The sequence below is a fragment of the Pseudomonas bubulae genome (assembly GCF_037023725.1).
GTDB classification, from domain to species: Bacteria; Pseudomonadota; Gammaproteobacteria; order Pseudomonadales; family Pseudomonadaceae; genus Aquipseudomonas; species Aquipseudomonas bubulae.
On sequence record NZ_CP146077.1, the window covers coordinates 515,364 to 531,543 of the forward strand.

A 16,180-nucleotide genomic window follows, 5' to 3' on the forward strand; every position below is an offset into this window, starting at 1 on the left:
TTATGTGGGAGCGGGCTTGCTCGCGACAGCTTCACCTCGACGTATCTGAAGTACCGAGGCGCTTGCATCGCGAGCAGGCCTGCTCCCACACAAAAGCCAAGCCCGTAGCTGCGCCTTTACTGAACGATCAAATTGTTGAACAACAGATCGTCCACCATCGGCTTGCCGGTTTCATCGCTCATCACCTGCCGGATCTGCTTCAAGGCTTCCTGGCGCAGCTTCTCCTTGGCCTCGACACTGCCCAGGGTTTCGCTGGTCTGCTGGGTAAACAACCCCACCAGTTGATTACGAATCAATGGGTCATTGGCTTTGACCGCCCTGGCTGCATCGGCACCCGTCACGCGCAAGGAAATATCAGCCTTGTACACCTTGAGCCTTGAACTGCCATCCAGACCGTAGTTACCCACAAATGGCGGGCTCAGACTGATGTAGCTGACCTTGTCGCCACCTTCCTGCGCCTCTTCCCCGACCGCCGCCATCGGCAAAGCCAGGGCCAGCATCAACATGATCCACGCTTTCACAATTCGCTCCTTCATTCGGTGTGGAGGCAAGCATACGGGGCTGCTTGAGGGCCTATCTAGCGTTATCGGCCAGCGGGTGACTTACTTGTGCCTCTGGTTGCCATCAGCAGTTTCTGAACGCTCGCGGGCAACATGTCCACAAATGGACGACTGCCTATGCGCCGGCAGGTCTTGACCACCTTTTCCACATCCCTCGATAGCTCGTACATGGCAGTCGATAGCTGGTCGCGTGAATACAGCCCGTCCTCAAACCCTTCAATCAACCGGTTGCGGGTTTGCCTGAACAGCGTCAACTCAGCCAGAGGCAGGTCGACCCCGCGACGCATATAGCCCCTGATTTCCCGGTTTAACTTCAGGCAGGTGACACTGTTGATATCTGGCGCAGGTTCGCCAGCCCACGCAGTAAACGCCACAAACCCCAGCACAAGCTTCATAGCCTTCCCCCGGCGGCGCACCCCCATAGGGCTGCAAAGGGGAAATTCTATTGATGTGCAGGCCAATAGCTCAGTCCTGGAGCTCCGATTCCAGCGTGGGATTGTTCCTATTGAACTTGCATTTAAACCCTACGAAAACATTTGTTGCCGCTGTATTCGCCGAGCCTGTGGATAGTTTTCAGATAGACCCGAGCAGCGAAGCCAGCCTGCTTAGGGTTTTATACCCAGGCGACATGTTCATAAGCGAAAATCGCATGTGGGATTTTTCCTTCAGCTCTAAAGGGCAAGGCCTGTCATTTTCAGTAACGAAAATGTAACGTTCGGCACCGCCGATATAACAAGAAATTTGGAGCTCTTGAATGTTTGCTTTTTTCCGACCTGCCGTACACCAGGCGCCTCTGCCTGAAGAAAAAATAGACAGCACTTACCGACGACTGCGCTGGCAAATCTTTGCCGGTATCTTTTTTGGCTATGCGGGTTACTACCTGCTGCGCAAAAACTTCTCTCTGGCCATGCCCTACTTGATCGATGAGGGCTACACCCGAGGTCAACTGGGTGTCGCAATGTCAGCGATTGCCATTGCCTACGGCTTATCCAAGTTCCTCATGGGGCTGGTGTCCGACCGCTCTAACCCGCGCTTCTTTTTACCCTTTGGCTTGATGATCTCAGCGGGAGTGATGTTCATTTTCGGTTTCGCACCTTGGGCAACATCCAGTGTGACCATGATGTTCATTTTGCTGTTTATCAACGGCTGGGCGCAGGGCATGGGTTGGCCGCCCAGTGGCCGTACCATGGTGCACTGGTGGTCGCAGAAGGAACGCGGCGGTGTGGTATCGGTGTGGAACGTGGCCCACAACGTGGGCGGTGGTCTGATCGGCCCGCTGTTTTTACTGGGTATGGCCTGGTTCAACGACTGGCACGCGGCCTTCTATGTACCTGCCACGGTGGCGCTGCTGGTGGCGCTGTTTGCGTTTGTCACCATGCGCGACACCCCACAGTCCGTTGGTTTGCCGCCGATCGAGCAGTACAAGAATGATTACCCGGCGGGTTACGACGCCAGCCATGAAGACGAATTCAGCGCCAAAGAGATCTTCGTCAAATACGTGCTGCGTAACAAAATGCTCTGGTATATCGCCCTGGCCAACGTGTTCGTCTACCTGCTGCGCTACGGCGTGCTGGACTGGGCGCCGACCTATCTGAAGGAAGCCAAGCACTTCACGGTGGACACCACGTCGTGGGCTTACTTCTTCTACGAGTGGGCGGGAATTCCGGGCACGCTGCTGTGCGGCTGGATGTCGGACAAGATTTTCCGCGGCAATCGCGGGCTGACCGGCATTGTCTTTATGTCGCTGGTGACCGTCGCAACCCTGGTTTACTGGCTTAACCCGCCAGGCAACCCGACCGTGGACATGATCGCGCTGTTTTCAATCGGCTTCCTGATTTACGGGCCGGTAATGCTGATCGGTTTGCAGGCACTGGAACTGGCACCGAAGAAAGCCGCAGGTACTGCCGCAGGCTTTACAGGGCTGTTCGGCTACCTGGGTGGCTCGGTGGCGGCCAGTGCGGCCATGGGCTATCTGGTTGACCACTTCGGTTGGGATGGCGGCTTTGTGCTGCTGATCAGCGCGTGCCTGCTGGCCATCGCATTCATGATCCCGACGCTGCGCCACAAGAACCAGGCCAGCGAAGAACGTGCGGTAACCGCTCCCGCTTAAGGCGCAATCGGTACGCAGCGCTTGAGCCGCGCCTCCAGGTTTCGATCTGGCATGGCGTGGCTGCGCAGGGCACTTACGGTCTGCTCGACATAATCGCGAGTAGTGCCGTAGCGCCCGCTGGCGTTGGCCAACACCTGGCTCAACACGTCATCCGGCAGGTTGCCCGCATAGCTGGGCAAATGCCGCTCCAGCACAAAGCCCAGGGCCTGCACCTGGCTGCCATCGTCCAGTCTGCACGTCAGCCAGTGCGGGCGATACGAGGGCACCGGCATTTCGCGAAGCCACAAGGCATGCAGTGAGGCGTCCAGGTTTTCTTCTGGCAAGCGATAGGCAAAGCCACTGCACGACCCCCCTCGATCCAGACCAAAAACCAGACCTGGCCACTGCGGTGTGCCGCGATGCTCGTGAGACCACAGATACAGCCCGCGATGGTAGCCATGCACCCGCCCACGCACGCGCTCGACCGCCGTGCACTCAGGGCGCCAGATCAATGAACCATAAGCAAATAACCAGACCGGCCCGCCCTGATGGCGCGCCATGGTGCTGTGCACGGAGTTGAGCAGTTGCTCTGGAGTCAACGGTGCCCCGAGATCAAGCTGCGGGGGGTAGATCGAGTTTAAACCTGCAGATTCAATAACAGTCATAACGGGGAAATGGATCCTGCAAACATGACGTAACAGAAACTAATCCACCAATCTTATATCACTGCACACTCAATGATCTGACCAACCGGACAGGCTGCTGACAGGCGCGAAACAGGATAATCAAGCCAGCGACTCAAACCAGGCGAGAATCCGTTACGCGCCAAATAAGCGCAAACACCCAATAAGAAAAAGAAAATTCCTACAAGCATATATGACATTGCTTAGGTACTGCCTACACCAATTAAAACAGGATAGGTACCTCTGGCTAGCTGTGCACCCTACGCACACTTCAAATAACCACCAGAAGGTGCAAAATGCGAAAAAAAGCTCTCTGCTGCTGTCTACTGATACTCGCATACGCCGGCACAACCCTGGCGCAAGACAATACAACACAGGACGACAAAGGGTTCTGGTACCTGCAAACCAGCGTATATACCCGACACTTTTCACCTGACTCCGAGCACAACAACAATCAGGATTTGATTGGTATTGAACGCAATGAAGCTTCGGGGCTGGTCTATGGAGTGGCCACCTTTCGCAACTCATTCAGCCAGCGATCGTTTTACACCTACGCGGGCAAACGCTTTGATAGCGACACTTATCCTGTTTACTTGAAGTTGACGGGCGGCCTGCTGCAAGGTTACCGCGGCGAGTACAAGAACAAGATTCCCCTCAATCGCTTCGGCGTTGCGCCGGTGATCATTCCCTCAGTCGGCGCCCACTACGGCCCGGTAGCCGCCGAGCTGGTGTTGCTCGGCTTCAATGCCGCCATGATTACCACTGGCGTGCGGTTTTAAGGTCGTGGGCAGTAGGCAAACACGTCGGCACGCATCTGGTGCGCGTCCATGCCGGCAGCTACCAACGCGTCAAGGGTGCCGTAGATCATCGCCGGCGAACCGCTGGCATATACATGCACACTGGCCAGATCGCTGATGTCTTCGCACACGGCTTCATGCAGCATGCCGCAGCGCCCTTCCCAACCACACAAATCACTCACTACCTTATGCAGGAACAGGTTGGGGGTTTTCTCCCATTCGGCCCATTCATCCAGGGTGTAGAAGTCTTCCGGGCGACGCACGCCCCAGTACAAATGCACCGGATGCTTGAAACCCTTGGCACGGCAATGTTCGATCAGGCTGTGCATTTGCGCCATGCCGGTGCCCGCAGCGATCAGCACCAACGGCCCGTCCGGCAATTCAGACAAGTGCGTGTCACCAAACGGCAGCTCCAGGCGAACCATCCTGTTGCGCTGCAATTGCTCGATCAGCTTGCGGGCGCTGTCTTCACGCACCAGTACATGCAACTCCAGGTCGCGCCCCGAGTGCGGTGCGCTGGCCAGCGAGAATGCCGACTTGTCCCCGTTTTCACGCTCCAGCATCACGTATTGCCCGGCGTGATAACGCGGCGGCTTGCCCGCAGGTGCGCGCAAGCGCACCCGCCACACATCGCCACCCATATCGACACACTCGGTCAACTGACACGCCAGGCTACGCACCGGTAATTCTCCCAACGCAAGCACGCCATCCCACAACACCACACAGTCTTCAAGCGGGGCCGCCAGGCAGGTATAAAACTCGCCATGATCACGCACGTCTCCCGCCTGCTCGACCTGGCCTTCAACCAGCAAGGCCGCACACACGTGGCAATTACCATTGCGACAGCTCTGCGGGCATTCATAGCCCAGACGCTGCGCCGCATCCAGAATTCGCTCGCCAGGCAAGGTTTCCAGTACCGCACCTGAAGGCTGCAAGGTTACACGCATCAATCTATTCCTAATTGATTCCAGATGTCATCGATGCGGCGAGTGACCGCCTCATCCTTGACGATGACCCGACCCCATTCACGGGTGGTTTCACCCGGCCATTTGTTGGTTGCATCCAGGCCCATCTTCGAACCCAGGCCGGAAACCGGTGAGGCAAAGTCGAGATAGTCGATTGGCGTGTTGTCGATCATTACCGTGTCGCGCTTGGGGTCCATACGCGTGGTAATGGCCCAGATGACGTCGTTCCAGTCGCGGGCATTGATGTCGTCGTCAGTCACGATAACGAATTTGGTGTACATGAACTGGCGCAAAAACGACCACACACCCAGCATTACGCGCTTGGCGTGCCCCGGATACTGCTTTTTCATGGTCACGATGGCCATGCGGTACGAGCAGCCTTCGGGCGGCAAGTAGAAGTCGGTGATTTCAGGGAACTGCTTTTGCAGGATCGGTACAAACACTTCGTTGAGCGCCACGCCCAAAATTGCCGGCTCATCCGGTGGACGGCCGGTGTAGGTGCTGTGATAGATCGGTTTGACCCGATGAGTGATGCGCTCGACAGTAAACACCGGGAAGCTGTCCACTTCGTTGTAGTAACCGGTGTGGTCGCCGTACGGGCCTTCGGGCGCCATCTCGCCAGGGTGGATCACGCCTTCAAGGATGATCTCGGCAGTGGCCGGCACTTGCAGGTCGTTGCCGCGGCACTTCACCAGTTCGGTACGATTGCCCCGCAGCAAGCCGGCAAAAGCGTATTCCGACAGGCTGTCGGGCACCGGGGTCACGGCGCCAAGAATGGTCGCCGGGTCTGCGCCCAGGGCCACGGATACCGGGAATGGCTGGCCGGGGTGTTTTTCGCACCAGTCACGGTAGTCCAGTGCACCGCCTCGGTGGCTCAACCAGCGCATGATGACCTTGTTGCGGCCAATCACCTGCTGACGATAGATACCGAGATTCTGCCGGTCCTTGTTAGGGCCTTTGGTCACGGTCAGGCCCCAGGTAATCAGGGGCGCCACGTCGCCAGGCCAGCAATGCTGCACCGGCAGCATGGCGAGGTCTACGTCATCCCCCTCAATGACCACTTCCTGGCACACCGCGTCCTTGACGACTTTCGGCGCCATGGCAATGATCTTGCGGAAGATCGGCAACTTGGACCACGCATCCTTCAGACCTTTAGGCGGCTCGGGCTCCTTGAGGAACGCCAGCAGCTTGCCGATTTCCCGCAGCTCGCTGACAGACTCGGCGCCCATGCCCATTGCCACGCGCTCTGGCGTGCCGAACAAATTGCCGAGCACCGGAATCGTGTGGCCAGTCGGGTTTTCGAACAGCAAAGCCGGGCCTTTGGCACGCAGCGTGCGGTCGCAGATTTCAGTCATCTCCAGGACTGGAGAAACGGGAATCTGGATGCGTTTCAATTCTCCGCGCTGCTCTAGCTGCTGCACGAAATCCCGAAGATCCTTGAATTTCATTGACGGTGGCACCCCTAAAATAGGCGTACATCCTACCTGCTATGCCGGCCGCTGGCAGCTTATCGCTGCTCAGCGGGCGGTATTGGCCTGCTCCGGGGCACGCAACGCCAGATCATCGAACAGCGGGGCCAATGCCGGGAGAACCAGGCGAGCGCCGATTTCGGACAAGTGATTGTCATCGGTATACAACGAATGACCGTCCTGTTCGGCCCGGCACAACCCCGAGGCATCACACAACTGCGGGGTCGGGTCCAGTACCTGCACATTGGAATCAGCAGCCGCGATATCGGCAAACAGCCGGTTGATAAACGCTTTTTGCCTGAGGTGGTCTTCAACCGGCATGCCGACATCGGCGGTTGGCTGGTGCAGCATCGCCAGGCGGCTCAGGCGGTACGGCGGATTGAACGGTTGCAACGGCGCCTCCTTCATCAGCCATACGCGGTACCCGGCCTTGCGCAGTTGCTCGACCTTCGCCCGCAAGCCATCGGCCAACCGTTGTTCGGCGACCGCGCGGTCATAGTGGCCATTGCCATCGCGCAACGCATGGCCGTGATCGCCCTTGGCATCGCCATACAAGTACAGGCTCCAGCGGGCTACCAGCAGGATGTCGCGCACTGGCTCGGTCGCCAGGGTGCGCTCAACACGACGATTGTAATCGGCGCACCGCGTACCGTGCTCCAGCCCCTCAAGCGGCAGGCAACCGGCCGAACTGGCCAACATCACATTGACGCCATGCTGGCGAGCGCTTTCTTCTAGTGCCGGGATCAGGGCCGTGGCGTGGCTGTCGCCCCACACCAGCAACTGAGCCGGCGCGGCGGGAGATTGTCCGTAACGGCAGAACGGCGTGTCGGCCGGGCTCTTGTCATCAGTGATGCAGGCCATCAGCTCAGGTCGCCATTCGCTGGCCCGCGCATATTGCAACGCCTGCTCGGACAAACGCGACGGCAGGCCATCGGTCCAGCGCAGCGCCTGGCCGGCGATACCCAACACCAGAATGCCCAAGCCCGCCGCGACGAGAATCTGACGACGGCCAGCCAATATTCGACGCTCACGAAACGGCGTTTCGACAAAACGCCAGGACAGATAGCCGAGGATCAACGTCAGCGCAATCAACCCGCCCGTCAGCACGGGACCAAACTCCTCCGCGCCGGCATAACTGCCAAACACGAAAACCGGCCAGTGCCATAAATACCAGGAATAGGAAATCAGCCCGAGCCCGACCATTAGCCGTGTGCTCAACACACGCCCGACCCAGGTGCTCTGATGCTCATTGGCCCAGATCAGGGCCACCACGCCCAGCACGGGCAGCAACGCCGCGGCACCCGGGAACGGTGTGCTGTTGTCATAGCCGAACACGGCAACAAGAATCAGCCCCATGCCCAACAGGCTGATAGCTTGCGCTGCCGCCGGGGTCAGGCGCTTCTGGCTGGCAGGCGCAATCGCCAGCATGGCACCGGCCAGCAGTTCCCATGCCCGCATCGGCAACAGGAAAAACGCTTTCTCGGGATGCTGGGCCACGGCCCAGACGCTGAGCCCGAACGACACCAGCAACAGGCTGAACAAAGCCAGCCGCCAGTGCTTGAAGCGGCTGGACAGCAGGGTCAGCAGCAAGGGAAAGACAATATAGAACTGTTCCTCAACCGCCAGCGACCAGGTATGCAGCAGCGGTTTTAGATCGCTGGCTGCATCGAAATAGCCCTCCTGGCGCATAAACAGCAGGTTGGAAACGAACATCACCTGGTAGCGCACCGAACGCCCCAGCTCTTCGTAGTCCTTGGGTGCCATCAGGAACCAGCCCACAGCCAGCACGGCGGCCATCATCACGAACAAGGCCGGCAGGATTCGCCGCGCGCGACGGGCCCAAAACTCGACAAAACTGAAGCGTGCCGCCTCACGCTGGCGCCAGATGATCGAGGTAATCAAATAACCGGAAATGACGAAGAACACATCGACGCCAACGAATCCGCCTGAAAAACCCGGCACACCAAAGTGGAACAGTACTACGGCAATCACGGCAACAGCTCGCAGGCCATCAATGTCCCTGCGATAAACAAGAGAAGTCATATACGCTCAATTTCGCTAATACATTGTTTTTATTGACCGAAGTTAAGCACAAACCTTCCTTTTTTTTGGCATAAAAAAAGGCGCCCTCGCGGGGCGCCTGATTTTTGTGCGAGAAACCGTGTTACTTGCGTTTCATCGACAAGAAGAACTCATCGTTGGTCTTGGTCTGCTTAAGCTTGTCGACCAGGAACTCGATGGCTGCAACTTCGTCCATCGGGTGCAACAGCTTGCGCAGGATCCACATGCGTTGCAACTCGTCGTCTGCAGTCAGCAACTCTTCACGGCGGGTACCGGAGCGGTTGATGTTGATCGCAGGGAAGACGCGTTTTTCAGCGATCTTGCGGTCCAGAGGCAGTTCCATGTTGCCAGTGCCTTTGAACTCTTCGTAGATCACTTCATCCATCTTCGAGCCGGTTTCAACCAGCGCGGTAGCGATGATGGTCAGCGAGCCGCCTTCTTCGATGTTACGCGCAGCACCGAAGAAACGCTTTGGCTTCTCAAGGGCGTGAGCATCGACACCACCGGTCAGTACCTTGCCGGAGCTCGGGATAACGGTGTTGTAGGCACGGGCCAGACGGGTGATGGAGTCGAGCAGGATCACCACGTCCTTTTTGTGTTCGACCAGGCGCTTGGCCTTCTCGATCACCATTTCGGCAACCTGCACGTGGCGGGTTGGTGGCTCGTCGAAGGTGGAAGCAACCACTTCGCCGCGAACGGTACGCTGCATTTCGGTTACTTCTTCAGGGCGCTCGTCGATCAACAGAACGATCAAGTGCACTTCAGGATTGTTACGCGAAATGTTCGACGCGATGTTCTGCAGCATGATGGTCTTGCCCGCTTTTGGCGGAGCAACGATCAGACCACGCTGACCTTTACCGATCGGAGCACAGAGGTCGATCACGCGACCGGTCAGATCTTCGGTGGAACCGTTACCGATTTCCATCTTCATGCGTACGGTCGGGAACAACGGGGTCAAGTTCTCGAAGAGAATCTTGTTTTTCGCGTTCTCGGGACGATCGTAGTTGATCGTGTCGACTTTCAGCAGTGCGAAGTAACGCTCGCCTTCTTTTGGCGGGCGGATTTTACCGACGATGGTGTCGCCGGTGCGCAAGTTGAAGCGTCGAATCTGGCTAGGCGAGACGTAGATATCGTCAGGGCCTGCCAGGTACGAGGCGTCAGCGGAGCGAAGGAAGCCGAAGCCGTCCTGGAGAATCTCCAGCACGCCATCACCGGAGATTTCCTCGCCGCTTTTCGCGTGCTTTTTGAGCAGGGAGAAAATCACGTCCTGCTTGCGCGAACGGGCCATATTTTCTATGCCCATCTGTTCGGCCAATTCGAGCAGTTCGGTAATCGGCTTTTGCTTGAGTTCAGTCAGGTTCATATAGGAATGACGTAATCATTTATGGGGAGGGAAATTAAGCTTTGGGCTTAATGAGGCCGCGCCGCAGAGAAGGCGACAGGATCGCGTACTAATTCGATAAGGAGTGCGTCGGCGACGGCTTGCAGGGGGCAATGGAGAAACCAGTGCGGGGCCGAATGTACCACTTGAGTTTCATAGCGTCTAGTCCTTGAGCCATGAAAAAGCCCCGCATTTAGCGGGGCTTTTATCGACGCTTAGATATTGGCGTCGAGGAATGCAGCCAACTGCGACTTCGACAGCGCACCGACCTTGGTGGCTTCAACGTTGCCGTTCTTGAACAGCATCAGCGTAGGAATACCGCGTACGCCGTGCTTGGCCGGGGTTTCCTGGTTTTCATCAATGTTCAGCTTGGCAACAGTCAGCTTGCCTTTGTAAGTCTCTGCGATCTCGTCCAGAACCGGCGCGATCATTTTGCAAGGGCCACACCATTCAGCCCAGTAGTCGACCAGTACAGCGCCTTCAGCCTTGAGAACATCGGCCTCAAAGCTAGCGTCGGTGACGTGTTTAATAAGATCGCTGCTCATGGAAGTCTCCGTGGTTGTAAGCAAAAACGTAGCACATCATAGCTGTCATCACCGCGTTCAGGAAGGTGAGGGACGATTGACTCTCACTATAGTGGTGCATGAGTGCAGATATCGCCCGTTTCAGGAGCCGTCGGGGGTGACGAAGGCGATCCCGGTTCGCGAGGCAGCCTGGCGAATGTGCTCGCTCATGGCCTTTTGTGCAGGGCCGCTGGCATGACGGGCCAGGGCCCGGAGGATTTTGCGGTGCTCCTGCCAGGTTTCCATGGCCCGCTCCGGGCGGATAAACGGCAGCTTCTGGCTTTCCAGAAAAATATCGCCACGGGTGATCAGCATAGTGGCCATTGCCTGATTGCCACTGGCACGCAGGATCAGTTGATGGAACTCGAAGTCCAGCTGCGCGGCACGCTCAAAATCCCCGGCGCGTAACTCATGGCGCATTGCCTCGACATTGTCCTGCAACACATCCAGTTCGTCGCGGGTCAAGCGCACCGCCGCCAGCCCCGCAGCGAAACCTTCCAGTGCGTATCGCAGCTGGAAAATATCCTGCGGGCAGGCCTGGGCTGCATAGGGCCAGTCCGTAACCGGAACAACCGGGACATCTGCTTGCGCGGCCTGCACATACACGCCTTTACCCGGCTGCACACTGATCACGCCCAGGGCACTGAGCGAAGATAACGCCTCGCGCAGCGATGCCCGGCTGACCCCCAACTGCACCGCCAGCTCGCGCTGCGACGGCAAGGCATCTCCCGGCGCAAAAGCGTTTTCGGCGATCAATTTACGAATGGCCAGCAATGCCACTTCGGGTACGGCCCGTGCGCTTGAATTCATCACAACTCGGCTTGATCGGCTCAGGAAAGGCGTAGTTGTAAAGCTATTGCCAACGCTCGGCAAGTCACGCCCCAAGCCGGTTCAAGCCCTGTGAGAAACGCCCGATAGAGGTGCAAAAAACGTCATCACTGTTCAGACCAGTCAGACCGCCGCATGCCTTTTGAAATCAGCCCTGGCGGTCATAAAAGCCCTGTTGGCATGGCCTGTGCTCTGGCTCAACGGCGCACACCACCGCGCGCCCTTTCCGGAGAATTGCCATGACCCAGCGTTACAGCGCCTTGATTTGCGCCTTGTTCGCCAGCCTGATGCTGAGCCAGGCCCCGGCCCACGCCAGTGACCTCGATGAGGTGATGGCACGCGGCACCCTCAAGGTCGCAGTCCCCCAGGATTTTCCGCCCTTCGGCTCGGTCGGCCCGGACATGCAGCCTCGCGGGCTGGATATCGACACCGCCAAATTGCTGGCCGATCAGCTCAAGGTCAAACTTGAACTGACGCCCGTAAACAGCACCAACCGTGTGCCCTATCTGACCACCGGCAAAGTCGATGTAGTGATTTCCAGCTTGGGCAAAAACCCGGATCGTGAAAAAGTCATCGATTTTTCCCACGCTTATGCGCCGTTCTACCTTGGCGTATTTGGCCCGCCAGACGCGCAGATCAAGACCCTGGATGACCTCAAGGGTAAAACCATCAGCGTGACCCGTGGCGCCATCGAAGACATCGAACTGACCAACGTGGCGCCAGCCGGCGTGACCATCAAACGCTTCGAAGACAACAACTCGACCATCGCCGCGTATCTGGCAGGCCAGGTGGACCTGATCGCCAGCGGCAACGTGGTGATGGTCGCCATCAGCGAACGCAACCCCAAGCGCATCCCGGCCATGAAACTCAAGCTCAAGGATTCACCGGTCTACGTCGGCGTGAACAAGGGCCAGCCCGAGTTGCTGGACAAGGTGAACCAGATTCTGGCCACGGCCAAGGCTGACGGCAGCCTGGAAAAAAACGCGCTGCAATGGCTTAAAGAGCCGCTGCCAGCTGACCTCTGACACTTTGCGACGGGGTCAATCATGGCTTATCAGTTCGACTTTTTACCGGTGCTGCAAAACAGCGACCTGTTATTACGCGGCGCCCTGTTTACCCTTGAACTGACAGCGATCGGCACAGTATTCGGCGTCAGCCTGGGGATTGTCGGCGCCGTGGTCCGGACGTGGAATATTCGACCTTTCGCTGCGTTGTTCGGGTTGTATGTCGAGTTGATCCGCAACACGCCGTTTCTGGTGCAGCTATTTTTTATCTTTTTCGGCTTGCCGGGCCTGGGTGTGCATATCAGCGAGTGGCAGGCCGCGGTGCTGGCGATGGTGATCAACCTGGGTGCCTATTCCACGGAAATTATCCGCGCAGGTATTCAGGCGATCCCCAAAGGCCAGCTGGAAGCAGCATCGGCACTGGCCATGAGCCGATTCGAGGCGTTCCGCCATGTGGTCCTGCAACCGGCGCTGGCCAAGGTTTGGCCAGCTCTGAGCAGCCAGATCATCATCGTGATGCTCGGCTCGGCGGTCTGCTCGCAAATTGCCACTGAAGAGCTGAGCTTTTTTGCCAATTTCATTCAGTCACGCAATTTTCGCAGCTTCGAAACCTACGTCCTGACCACCCTGATTTACCTGTGCATGGCCTTGTTGATCCGCCAGTTACTGAACTGGTTCGGCCGCCGCTACCTGAGCAGGAGTCGCTGATGGATTTCACGTTCTGGGACATCGTGCGTAACTTGCTGACGGGTTTGCAGTGGACAGTCGCCCTGTCTCTTGTTGCGTTTATCGGCGGCGGCTTTATCGGCTTGCTGGTGTTGCTGATGCGCATTTCCAAAAGCCGCTTCGCCCGCACTCTGGCGCGCGGTTATATAGAGCTGTTCCAGGGTACGCCCCTGCTGATGCAGCTGTTTTTGATCTTCTTTGGCATTGCCCTGCTGGGCATCGATATTTCGCCGTGGATGGCCGCGGCCCTGGCGCTGACATTGTTCACCAGTGCCTACCTGGCCGAGATCTGGCGCGGCTGCGTCGAGTCGATTGCCCACGGCCAGTGGGAGGCCTCGGCCAGCCTGGCACTCAGCCCGCTGGAGCAATTGCGCTACGTGATCCTGCCGCAAGCCTTGCGGGTCGCCATCGCGCCGACCGTCGGCTTTTCGGTGCAGGTCATCAAAGGCACTGCCGTGACCTCGATTATTGGATTCACCGAATTGACCAAGACCGGCAGCATGCTGGCCAATGCCACCTTCGAGCCTTTCATGGTCTATGGCCTGGTGGCTCTGGGTTACTTCCTCTTGTGCTACCCCCTGTCGCTCAGTGCGCGCTATCTGGAAAGGAGACTGCATGCCTCTGCTTAGAATTACCGCCCTGCATAAATACTACGGCGACCACCACGTGCTCAAAGGCATCGACCTGACGGTCGAACAGGGCCAGGTGGTCGCTATCATTGGCCGCAGCGGCTCGGGCAAGAGTACCTTGCTCAGAACCCTGAACGGGCTGGAGTCCATTAACGACGGGGTGATTGAGGTCGATGACGAATACCTGGATGCCGCCCGCGCAGACTTGCGAAGCCTGCGCCAGAAGGTCGGCATGGTGTTTCAGCAGTTCAATCTGTTCCCGCACCTGAGCGTGGGCGAAAACGTCATGCTGGCCCCGCAAGTGGTGCAAAAGGTGCCCAAAGCCAAGGCCGCCGAACTGGCGCGCCAGATGCTGGAACGGGTGGGGCTGGGCGACAAGTTCGACGCCTTCCCGGAGCGCCTGTCGGGCGGTCAACAGCAGCGGGTGGCGATTGCCCGGGCTTTGGCCATGTCACCCAAGGTGCTGTTGTGTGATGAGATCACTTCGGCCCTCGACCCGGAGCTGGTCAATGAAGTGCTCAGCGTGGTGCGCCAATTGGCCCGTGAAGGCATGACGCTGATCATGGTCACCCACGAGATGCGTTTTGCCCGTGAAGTTGGCGACAAACTGGTGTTTATGCACCAGGGCAAGGTGCATGAAGTGGGTGACCCCAAAGTGCTGTTCGCCAACCCGCAAACCCCGGAACTGGCGAATTTCATCGGAACGTTGTAGTCACTGACGAGGTACGAGGCTACGGGAATCGTAGAGCCTGAAAACACGAGGCCTCGGATAACAGCTAACCTCATTGCTTTCGTGCTCCACATCAAGGCAGGTGATATCACGCGTTGGCGCGAGCCTTTGATCGTGGCACGATGGCCGGGTTATCGACCGAGACCCCTCAACCATGCCCCAATCCCAAGCAAGGAATCCGTCCCTGATCGCCGCCATTGATCTGGGTTCTAACAGCTTTCACATGGTGGTGGCCAAGGCCCAGAACGGCGAAATCCGCATACTTGAGCGTCTTGGTGACAAGGTGCAGTTAGCTGCCGGCATCGACGAAGAACGCAAGCTCAGCGAAGAATCCATGCAGCGCGGGCTCGATTGCCTCAAGCGTTTCGCCCAACTGATCAACGGTATGCCGTTGGGTGCCGTGCGTATTGTGGGAACCAACGCATTGCGCGAGGCGCGCAACCGCAACGAGTTTATCGTGCGTGCCGAAGAGATCCTGGGTCACACCGTTGAAGTGATTTCCGGTCGTGAAGAAGCGCGCCTGATCTACCTGGGTGTGTCCCACACCCTCGCCGACACGCCGGGCAAACGCCTGGTGGCCGACATCGGCGGCGGCAGTACCGAGTTCATCATTGGCCAGCGTTTTGAGCCCCTGCTACGCGAAAGCCTGCAAATGGGCTGCGTCAGCTTTACCCAGCGCTATTTCCGCGACGGCAAGATCACCCCGGCACGCTACGCCCAGGCCTACACGGCTGCGCGTCTCGAAATCATGAGCATCGAGCACGCCCTGCACCGCCTGACCTGGGATGAGGCCATCGGCTCTTCGGGTACCATTCGGGCCATTGGCCTGGCGCTCAAGGCGGGCGGTCATGGTAACGGCGAAGTAAACGCCGAAGGCCTGTCCTGGCTCAAGCGCAAGCTGTTCAAGCTGGGCGACGCGGACAAGATCGACTTCGAAGGCATCAAGCCCGACCGTCGCGCCATCTTCCCGGCCGGGCTGGCGATTCTTGAAGCAATCTTCGACGCCCTTGAACTGCAACGTATGGATCACTGTGACGGCGCCCTGCGCGAAGGCGTGCTGTACGACCTTCTGGGCCGCCATCACCACGAAGACGTGCGTGAGCGCACCCTCAGCTCGCTGATGGACCGTTACCATGTCGATCGCGAGCAAGCGGCACGGGTTGAACGCAAGGCGCTGCGCGCCTTCGATCAAGTGGCCAAGTCGTGGGACCTCAAGGACGGTGTATGGCGTGAACTGCTGAGCTGGGCGGCCAAGGTGCATGAAGTCGGGCTGGACATTGCCCACTATCATTACCACAAGCACGGCGCCTACTTGATAGAGCACTCCGACCTGGCTGGTTTCTCACGCGAAGACCAGCAAATGCTCGCGCTGCTGGTGCGCGGCCATCGTCGCAACATTCCTAAAGACAAGTTCGCCGAATTTGGCGAAGACGGCATCAAGCTGATTCGCCTGTGCGTGCTGTTGCGCTTTGCGATCCTGTTCTACCACATCCGTGGTAACCAGGAAGCCTCGCAGGTGAAGCTGCGCGCCGAGGGCGATCACCTGGACGTCATCTTCCCCGACGGCTGGCTGGAACAGAACCCGCTGACCCAGGCTGACTTCGAACAAGAAGCGCAATGGCTGACCCGGGTCGGAATTGTGCTGACGGTTTCCTGACCGGGCACAACTCAAACCAACTGTGGGAGCGAGCAGGC

Annotated in this window: 16 protein-coding genes; 7 read left to right on the top strand and 9 right to left on the bottom strand. The window is 58.1% G+C overall.

Annotated elements, in window-relative coordinates; genetic code table 11:
* Positions 1-116: 116 nt before the first annotated feature.
* A complete protein-coding gene (locus V6L81_RS02355) occupies positions 117-521 on the bottom strand; it encodes a flagellar basal body-associated protein FliL (protein ID WP_095000707.1) in 405 nt (134 codons plus the stop codon).
* A 62-nt stretch (positions 522-583) separates the two neighbouring features.
* Positions 584-955, bottom strand: a complete 372-nt coding sequence (locus V6L81_RS02360) for a hypothetical protein (protein ID WP_338660454.1) — start codon at positions 953-955, stop codon at positions 584-586.
* A gap of 359 nt (positions 956-1,314) precedes the next feature.
* Here V6L81_RS02360 and glpT point away from each other — a divergent pair, with 359 nt between their 5' ends.
* A complete protein-coding gene (gene glpT / locus V6L81_RS02365) occupies positions 1,315-2,670 on the top strand; it encodes a glycerol-3-phosphate transporter (RefSeq protein ID WP_095017794.1) in 1,356 nt (451 codons plus the stop codon).
* On the opposite strand, the gene V6L81_RS02370 is transcribed toward glpT, so the two are convergent.
* Positions 2,667-3,314 (bottom strand): gamma-glutamylcyclotransferase, encoded by a 648-nt coding sequence (locus V6L81_RS02370; protein WP_095000704.1) that lies wholly within the window; start codon positions 3,312-3,314, stop codon positions 2,667-2,669. The two genes, glpT and V6L81_RS02370, sit on opposite strands and share 4 nt — an antisense overlap.
* 314 nt (positions 3,315-3,628) lie before the next feature.
* On the opposite strand from V6L81_RS02370, the gene V6L81_RS02375 reads away from it, so the two are divergent.
* The gene (locus V6L81_RS02375) at positions 3,629-4,111 is read left to right on the top strand and encodes a sn-glycerol-3-phosphate transporter (RefSeq protein ID WP_338660455.1); all 483 of its coding nucleotides are present in this window, start codon (positions 3,629-3,631) and stop codon (positions 4,109-4,111) included.
* Here V6L81_RS02375 and V6L81_RS02380 read toward each other — a convergent pair.
* The 6 genes from V6L81_RS02380 to V6L81_RS02405 all read right to left on the bottom strand — a co-directional run bounded on the left by V6L81_RS02380 (position 4,108) and on the right by V6L81_RS02405 (position 11,378).
* Positions 4,108-5,076 (bottom strand): CDP-6-deoxy-delta-3,4-glucoseen reductase, encoded by a 969-nt coding sequence (locus V6L81_RS02380; protein WP_095000702.1) that lies wholly within the window; start codon positions 5,074-5,076, stop codon positions 4,108-4,110. The genes V6L81_RS02375 and V6L81_RS02380 overlap by 4 nt on opposite strands.
* The gene (gene ubiD / locus V6L81_RS02385) at positions 5,076-6,542 is read right to left on the bottom strand and encodes a 4-hydroxy-3-polyprenylbenzoate decarboxylase (RefSeq protein ID WP_095000701.1); all 1,467 of its coding nucleotides are present in this window, start codon (positions 6,540-6,542) and stop codon (positions 5,076-5,078) included. Before ubiD ends, V6L81_RS02380 begins: the two co-directional genes overlap by 1 nt.
* 69 nt (positions 6,543-6,611) lie before the next feature.
* Positions 6,612-8,606 (bottom strand): acyltransferase family protein, encoded by a 1,995-nt coding sequence (locus V6L81_RS02390; protein WP_338660456.1) that lies wholly within the window; start codon positions 8,604-8,606, stop codon positions 6,612-6,614.
* Between the two features lie 121 nt (positions 8,607-8,727).
* On the bottom strand, positions 8,728-9,987 hold the full coding sequence (gene rho / locus V6L81_RS02395) for a transcription termination factor Rho (RefSeq protein ID WP_016783019.1): 1,260 nt from the start codon (positions 9,985-9,987) through the stop codon (positions 8,728-8,730).
* Positions 9,988-10,220: 233 nt separating this feature from the next.
* Positions 10,221-10,550 carry a thioredoxin TrxA gene (trxA, locus tag V6L81_RS02400; RefSeq protein ID WP_016783018.1) on the bottom strand — a complete coding sequence of 110 codons (330 nt, stop codon included), beginning with the start codon at positions 10,548-10,550 and terminating at the stop codon, positions 10,221-10,223.
* 120 nt (positions 10,551-10,670) lie between these two features.
* Positions 10,671-11,378 (bottom strand): FadR/GntR family transcriptional regulator, encoded by a 708-nt coding sequence (locus V6L81_RS02405; protein ID WP_095000699.1) that lies wholly within the window; start codon positions 11,376-11,378, stop codon positions 10,671-10,673.
* A gap of 257 nt (positions 11,379-11,635) precedes the next feature.
* On the opposite strand from V6L81_RS02405, the gene V6L81_RS02410 reads away from it, so the two are divergent.
* The 5 genes from V6L81_RS02410 (at position 11,636) to ppx (ending at position 16,142) form a co-directional block, all read left to right on the top strand.
* On the top strand, positions 11,636-12,421 hold the full coding sequence (locus V6L81_RS02410; protein ID WP_095000698.1) for a transporter substrate-binding domain-containing protein: 786 nt from the start codon (positions 11,636-11,638) through the stop codon (positions 12,419-12,421).
* 21 nt (positions 12,422-12,442) lie between these two features.
* Positions 12,443-13,108, top strand: coding sequence for an amino acid ABC transporter permease (locus V6L81_RS02415; RefSeq protein WP_338660457.1), 666 nt, complete (start codon positions 12,443-12,445; stop codon positions 13,106-13,108).
* On the top strand, positions 13,105-13,755 hold the full coding sequence (locus tag V6L81_RS02420) for an amino acid ABC transporter permease (protein WP_169916205.1): 651 nt from the start codon (positions 13,105-13,107) through the stop codon (positions 13,753-13,755). Before V6L81_RS02415 ends, V6L81_RS02420 begins: the two co-directional genes overlap by 4 nt.
* Complete coding sequence (locus V6L81_RS02425; protein WP_095017798.1) at positions 13,742-14,467, top strand: amino acid ABC transporter ATP-binding protein; 726 nt, start codon at positions 13,742-13,744, stop codon at positions 14,465-14,467. The genes V6L81_RS02420 and V6L81_RS02425 overlap by 14 nt, the downstream gene beginning before the upstream one ends.
* Before the next feature lie 172 nt (positions 14,468-14,639).
* Entirely contained in the window at positions 14,640-16,142 is a 1,503-nt protein-coding gene (gene ppx / locus V6L81_RS02430) for an exopolyphosphatase (RefSeq protein WP_095027094.1), read from the top strand.
* The last annotated feature ends 38 nt before the right edge of the window (positions 16,143-16,180 follow it).

Bases quoted from the DNA above. Each gene is read 5' to 3' on its own strand.
- V6L81_RS02405 (WP_095000699.1), bottom strand. From the start codon at position 11,378: ATGAATTCAAGCGCACGGGCCGTACCCGAAGTGGCATTGCTGGCCATT.
- V6L81_RS02370 (WP_095000704.1), bottom strand. From the start codon at position 3,314: ATGACTGTTATTGAATCTGCAGGTTTAAACTCGATCTACCCCCCGCAG.
- ppx (WP_095027094.1), top strand. From the start codon at position 14,640: ATGCCCCAATCCCAAGCAAGGAATCCGTCCCTGATCGCCGCCATTGAT.
- V6L81_RS02375 (WP_338660455.1), top strand. From the start codon at position 3,629: ATGCGAAAAAAAGCTCTCTGCTGCTGTCTACTGATACTCGCATACGCC.
- V6L81_RS02425 (WP_095017798.1), top strand. From the start codon at position 13,742: ATGCCTCTGCTTAGAATTACCGCCCTGCATAAATACTACGGCGACCAC.
- V6L81_RS02410 (WP_095000698.1), top strand. From the start codon at position 11,636: ATGACCCAGCGTTACAGCGCCTTGATTTGCGCCTTGTTCGCCAGCCTG.
- V6L81_RS02360 (WP_338660454.1), bottom strand. From the start codon at position 955: ATGAAGCTTGTGCTGGGGTTTGTGGCGTTTACTGCGTGGGCTGGCGAA.
- glpT (WP_095017794.1), top strand. From the start codon at position 1,315: ATGTTTGCTTTTTTCCGACCTGCCGTACACCAGGCGCCTCTGCCTGAA.
- V6L81_RS02390 (WP_338660456.1), bottom strand. From the start codon at position 8,606: ATGACTTCTCTTGTTTATCGCAGGGACATTGATGGCCTGCGAGCTGTT.
- V6L81_RS02380 (WP_095000702.1), bottom strand. From the start codon at position 5,076: ATGCGTGTAACCTTGCAGCCTTCAGGTGCGGTACTGGAAACCTTGCCT.
- V6L81_RS02415 (WP_338660457.1), top strand. From the start codon at position 12,443: ATGGCTTATCAGTTCGACTTTTTACCGGTGCTGCAAAACAGCGACCTG.
- ubiD (WP_095000701.1), bottom strand. From the start codon at position 6,542: ATGAAATTCAAGGATCTTCGGGATTTCGTGCAGCAGCTAGAGCAGCGC.
- trxA (WP_016783018.1), bottom strand. From the start codon at position 10,550: ATGAGCAGCGATCTTATTAAACACGTCACCGACGCTAGCTTTGAGGCC.
- rho (WP_016783019.1), bottom strand. From the start codon at position 9,987: ATGAACCTGACTGAACTCAAGCAAAAGCCGATTACCGAACTGCTCGAA.